The 6,388-nt window shown below is 75.6% G+C and carries 1 protein-coding gene; it reads right to left on the bottom strand.

Features of this window, described 5'->3' with window-relative positions; all coding sequences use genetic code 11:
• Positions 1-52: 52 nt before the first annotated feature.
• Positions 53-6,292, bottom strand: coding sequence for a PE family protein (locus tag ABW16_RS27845; RefSeq protein WP_157864260.1), 6,240 nt, complete (start codon positions 6,290-6,292; stop codon positions 53-55).
• Between the last annotated feature and the right edge of the window lie 96 nt (positions 6,293-6,388).

The raw sequence follows: 6,388 nt of genomic DNA, 5'->3' as shown, positions 1-6,388 counted from the left end.
CGACGCGGCCACCCCGTTGCCGGGGTAGCCGCGTCGGTCTATCGAAGCAGGATCAGCCGTTGGGGCCCGATCCGTTCGGGCCGTTACCGCCGTGGCCGCCGTCGCCGCCCAGGCCGAGGTTCCCGCCGTCGCCACCGGCACCGCCAGCGCCGCCGGTGCCGGATGTTCCGGTGTTGTTCCAGCCGTCACCGCCGTTACCGCCGTTGCCGACCGGGCCGGTCGGGGTGCTGCCCGCGCTGCCGGCCGTGGCGTTGCCGGAACCGGTACCGGCATTGCCGCCCGCGGCGCTCGGGTAGGCGACGTCGCCGCCGTCGCCGCCGTCACCGCCGTGGTGGTTGGTGGCGTCGCCGTTTGCTCCGGCACCACCGTTGCCCGCCGTGCCGTCGGCTCCGCCGTTGCCACCATTGCCACCCGCACCGAGGCTGCCGGTGGTGCCGTGGGCCGCGGTCCCACCGAGACCACCGTTGCCGCCGTTACCGCCTTTACCGCCGATAGCGCCGTCGCCACCGTCTTGGCCGTTGTTGGCCTGCCCGGCGACTCCCGACGCCACCGCACCGGCAGCACCGTTCATGCCGCTGCCACCCTGGCCACCGTCGGCGCCCGAGCCACCCGCACCACCGGCGCCACCGTTACCGGCCTGCGCGCCGCCGAGTCCGCCGGCGCCGCCATTGCCGCCCGCGCCACCGTCCTGGCCCGCGAGACCGGAGCCACCCGCGACGGTGGCGCTGAGCCCGGCCACCCCCGCCGTACCGCTACCACCGGCACCACCGTCGCCACCGTTACCGATCGCGCCGCCATTGCCGCCCTTGCCGCCCGCACCGCCGGAGGCTCCCGCCGCCGCGTTCGGGTCGTGGGACGGGTCGTAGCCGGCGCCGCCGTTGCCGCCGTTGCCAGACGGGCCGATGGCCTGGGTTCCGTTCGCGCCGTCAGTACCGTCGGTGCCGCCGGCACCGACCGTGGTACCGGCCGCGCCGCCCGTTCCGCCAGTGCCGGCGATGCTGCCCGGGTCACCGCCGTTACCGCCGTTGCCGCCGTTGGGGGTGCTGGCATTGCCGGCGGCACCGTTGCCGCCCTGGCCGCCCTCGCCCGCGGTGCCGGCGCTGCCGCCGTTGCCACCATTGCCGTTGGTGCCCACGGTGCCGTGGCTGGTGGTGCCGGCATTGCCGCCGGCACCTCCGGTACCGCCCGATCCGGCTTCGCCACCGTTACCGCCGTTACCGCCGCTCGCGCCGGCCACCGATCCGGTGCTGGCGTCATACCCCGCGCCACCGGTGCCGCCGGCACCGCCGGCTCCACCGCTGCCGCCGTTGCCGCCGTTGCCGGCGACGTTGGCCGCCAGCGACCCGCCGTTGCCGCCCGCACCACCCTTGCCGCCGTCGCCGCCGGCCAGGCCTTGACCACCGGCGCCGCCGTTCGGGTTTGCGAGGGTGCCCGCGGTGCCGGCCGCGCCGGTGCCGCCGACGCCGGTCTTACCGTCACCGCCGACGCCACCATTGCCGCCGTTGCCGATGTTGCCGCCGTTGCCGCCGGCTCCGCCGTCACCGCCGCTGGTACCACCGGCCGCGCCTGCGTCGTTGGCGGCGTTGTAGCCGTCGCCGCCCGCACCACCGTTACCGGCCGGCCCAGTGATGCCGGTGCCGTCGGCCCCGTTACCGCCGTTGATCCCACCGGTGCCGCCGGTGCCGTGCGCACCACCGGCGCCGCCGCTGCCCGCGGTGCCGGCGTTACCGCCCGCACCGCCGTTGCCGCCGTTGATGGCCAGCGCATCGCCGTTGGCGCCGTTCCCGCCATCACCCGGTGTGCCGGCGTCACCACCAGCACCGCCGGCGCCGCCGTTGCCGTTGGCACCAGCGGTCCCGTTGGAGGCAGCGCCACCGTTGCCACCGGCGCCGCCGTAGCCGCCGGCCTGGCCGTTGCCGCCGGACCCGCCATCGGTTCCGGAGTCGCCGGCCACCGTGGCGCTGGTGCCGGCGACGCCGTCGCCGCCGCTGCCGCCCCTGCCGCCGGCCCCGCCGACACCGCCGGTGCCACCGTTGCCGGACGTCGAGCCGCCGACACCACCGTCGCCGCCCTTGCCGCCGTGGAAGCCCGCGGTGCCGTCGGTGCCGCTGATGTGGGCCAGCGTGCCCTGGTTGCCGTCGGTGCCGTTGCCGCCGGTGCCGCCTGCGCCGCCCGCTCCACCGTTGCCGATGTTGCCGCCGTCGCCGCCCTTACCGCCATCGCCACCGACGCCGGTCGCATTGTCGAAGCCGGCACCGCCGGCGCCGCCGTTGCCTGCCGGACCGGCCGGGCTGCTGCCGTCGGTTCCGCTGGTGGCAGGACCTGCGCCGGTACCGGCCGCGCCGCCGGTTCCACCGGTGCTCGAGTTACCCCCGGCTCCGCCGTTGCCGCCGTTGAGGTTGGACGCGTCGCCGGCCGCACCGTCACCGCCGTTGCCCCCGGCTGCACCGTCGCCACCGGATCCTCCGGACCCGGCCGCGCCCTCGCTGCCACCGGCTCCGGAGCCACCCGCGGCCACGCCGCCGGCCGCACCACCGTTGCCGCCCCGGCCGCCGTTGCCGGCTGAACCGGCGTCGCCGCCCTTCTCCCCAGAACCGTCACCGCTGTTGAGATAGGTGCCGTTGGTCCCGGCCGCGCCGGCACCCGCGTTTCCGCCCTGGGCGCCCGCACCGCCGGTACCGCCGTTGCCGCCATGACCGGAGATCGCGCCGCCGAGGCCACCCGCGCCGCCGTTGCCGCCCGACCCGCCGTCGGTACCGCTGGTGCCGTTGTCTCCCGCCACCGTGGCGGCGATGCCGTTGGTGCCCGCGACACCGGCACCGCCGGCCCCGCCGTCGCCACCGTCGCCGAGGTTGCCGCCGTCGCCACCGCGGCCGCCGTTGCCGCCGGACGCGCCGGCCGCGCTGGAGGTGAAGCCGTCGCCGCCCTTGCCGCCGTTGCCCACCGGGCCGCTGACGCCGGCACCCTGCGATCCGGCGGCGCCGGTCGACGCACCGGTACCGGCCGTGCCCGCGGCACCGCCCTGGCTGGAGTCACCACCGCGACCACCGTTGCCGCCGTTGATGTTGTTCACGTCGCCGTTGGCGCCGGCACCGCCGTTGCCGCCCGCGGCACCATCGCCGCCGCTGCCGGCGTTGCCACCGGCCCCGCCGGTTGCCGAGCTGCCGTCGCCGTTGGTGCCACCCGCACCACCATTGCCGCCGTTACCACCGGCCCCGGCGGTCCCGGCGTTGCCACCCGCACCACCATTGCCGTCACCGGTGGCGAACGAACCCGCTGCACCGGTCACGCCCGCCGCGGCGTCGCCACCGTCAGCGCCCGAACCACCATTGCCGCCGAGACCGCCGGCCAGCGCCGCCGACCCGGTACCGGCGTTGCCGCCCTTCCCGCCGACGCCACCCGAGCCACCACTGGTGCCAGAGTTGCCGTTGCCGCCGGCGTCGGTGCCGACACCGTTGATGCCCGCCACACCGTTGCCGCCGGCACCGCCGTCGCCACCGTTGCCGAGGTTGCCACCATCACCACCGGCACCACCGTTGCCACCGGACGCACCGGCCGCACTGGAGGTGAAGCCGTCACCGCCCTTGCCGCCGTTGCCGGCCGGGCCGCCCACACCCGCACCCTGCGATCCGGCGGCGCCGGTCGACGCGCCGGTACCGGCCGTGCCCGCGGCACCGCCCTGGCTGGAGTCACCACCGCGGCCACCGTTGCCGCCATTGAGGTGCGACGCGTCTCCGTTGGCACCCGCGCCACCGTCACCGCCCTTGGCGCCCGCGCCGCCGTTGCCGGCGTTGCCGCCGGTGCCGGTCGACGCCGAGCTGCCGTCGCCGTTGGTGCCACCGGCGCCACCGTTGCCGCCGTTACCACCGGCCCCGGCGGTCCCGGCGTTGCCACCGGCACCACCATTGCCGTCACCGGTGGCGAACGATCCGGCTGCACCGGTCACGCCCGCCGCGGCGTCGCCACCGTTGGCGCCCGAACCACCATTGCCGCCGAGACCGCCGGTCAGTGCCGCCGACCCGGTACCGGCGTTGCCGCCCTTGCCGCCGACGCCACCCGAGCCACCACTGGTGCCGGAGTTGCCGTTACCACTTGCGTCGGTGCCGACACCATTGTTCCCGGCCACGCCGTTGCCGCCGGCGCCGCCGTTGCCACCGTTGCCGAGGTTGCCGCCGTTGCCACCGGCACCGCCGTTGCCACCGGAGGCCCCGGCCACCGTGGAGGTGAAGCCGTCGCCGCCGTCACCACCGTTGCCGCCGCCGGTCACCTGGTTCCCGCTGGCTCCATGCAGGCCGGCCGTGCCGCCGTTACCTCCAGTGCCGGCGCTGCCGCCGGCACCACCGGCACCTTCGACGCCGGCGTTGCCGCCGTTGCCGCCCTGGCCACCGTCGAGGTGGGTGGCGTCGCCGTCGGCGCCCCGGCCGCCGTTACCCCCGGCGCCGGCGTCACCGCCCTTACCGCCCGCACCGCCGTTGCCGTTGCCGCCGTTGCTGGTGGCGCCGTGGCCCGCGTTACCGCCGGCGCCACCCTCGCCGCCGGTTCCACCGGCACCGCCGTTGCCGCCGTTCTCACCCGCACCGTCATTCACGCCTTGCACACCCGCGGCGCCGGTGTATCCGGCACCGCCGGCACCACCGAGACCACCCCGACCGCCGACACCACCGTCGCCGCCGGTTCCGGAGTTCGGGTTCAGGGCGTCACCGCCGACGCCGCCGGCGCCGCCCTTGCCGCCGGTACCACCGGCACCGCCCTGGCCGGCTTCCCAGCCGCCGGCACCACCGGCACCGCCGTTGCCACCGTTGCCACCGGCACCACCCTTGCCGCCGTGGCCGTTCTCCAGCAGCACGCCACTGTTGCCGCCCTTGCCGCCGTCACCGCCGTTGCCACCGTTGCCGCCGGTGCCGCCGTCCCCGACCGCGCCGGCGTTGCCGCCGAGACCGCCGTTACCACCGGCGAAGGTGAGCGCCTTGAATCCCAATTCGCCTGCGTGGGCGGCGTTGTAGGCCGCCACATCGAACCCGGCACCGCCGTTACCGCCGTTACCGCCGCTGGTGGCGGCCTGGCCGTCCGCACCGCTGGCCGCGCGCTCGGTGGTGGAGCCGCCGGTCAGGCCGCCTTCGCCACCGTGGCCGATCGCGCCGGGGTTTCCGCCGTCGCCGCCGTTACCGCCGTCGGGGTGCTCGCTGGTCGCCTCCAAGCCGGCGCCACCGTCACCGGCGATCCCGGCGTTACCGCCCGCACCGCCCTGGCCGCCGAGGCCGTTGACGCCCGCCGAACCCAGGCTGGTGCCGGCGCCGCCGAGCCCGCCCTGGCCGCCCTGACCACCGTTGGCGCCGTCGCCACCACCGGCACCGACACCACCATTGCCGTTGCTGGCGGCCTCGTCCCACTCACCGGCAGCACCGTCACCACCGCGGCCACCGTTACCGCCGACGCCGCCGGCACCACCGACACCACCGTTGCCACCATTGCCGAAGAAGCCCGAGGCCTTACCGCCGGCACCACCGTTGCCACCGTTACCACCGACCACGCCGTTGCCGCCGACCGCGCCGTTTCCGTCCGAAGCCCACACCCCGGTGGCACCAGCCAGACCCGCCGCACCGGCCGCGCCGATACCGCCCGCACCACCGGCACCGCCGGAACCGAACAGCCAGCCCGTGCCATCGCCGCCGTTGCCGCCAGCGCCACCACCTTCGCCACCGGCCCCGCCGCTACCGCCGACGCCCATCCACGAACCGCCCGCGCCGCCGTCGCCACCAGCCAAGCCCGCCAGCCCCGCACCGCCGGCACCACCGTTGCCGAACAGGCCGGCCGCGCCGCCGTCACCGCCGTCGACACCGTCACCGCCATTACCGAACAGCCAACCGCCCGCACCACCATTGCCGCCATCGACACCGGCAACACCGGTGGCCCCATTGCCGATGATGAGCGAGCCGAATCCGAACGTGTCATTGATGAAGGTGTCGACCTGGATGCCCAACGGGCTCTCAATCCAGTCGAGCATGCCGGCATGCAACGGCATGTAGACGAACTCATCGATATATGCACTCAGATCGAACGGGTCGCCACTGGCCAGCCCCGCCGACGAGTCGAACAACGACGCCCAGTCGAGGCCACCCGTGGTGTCCACCTCGGCAGCCGGCCACGCAGCCGGGTTGAAAAGTTCTAGCAGCCAGTCGAATTCACCATCGGCCTGTGCCGCAGGCGCCGACACCAACGGCGTCATGCCGAACGCCAAGAATGCCGCTGCCGCCGAACCCGCACCCAGCACTCGCCGATGCGATCCCGCCATCCGTCGCCCGGCTCCGGTCTGCCGTGCGCTCTGACGCTTTCCAGTCATTTCCTGCCTCAAGTTCTCAAACGGTGGCCCACCTGCGATGGACCGATG

Source organism: Mycolicibacter heraklionensis (assembly GCF_001021505.1).
In the GTDB taxonomy this organism is placed as follows: domain Bacteria; phylum Actinomycetota; class Actinomycetes; order Mycobacteriales; family Mycobacteriaceae; genus Mycobacterium; species Mycobacterium heraklionense.
The sequence above is the reverse complement of the archived record's forward strand: the minus strand, read 5'-3'. Positions and strand labels throughout refer to the sequence as shown.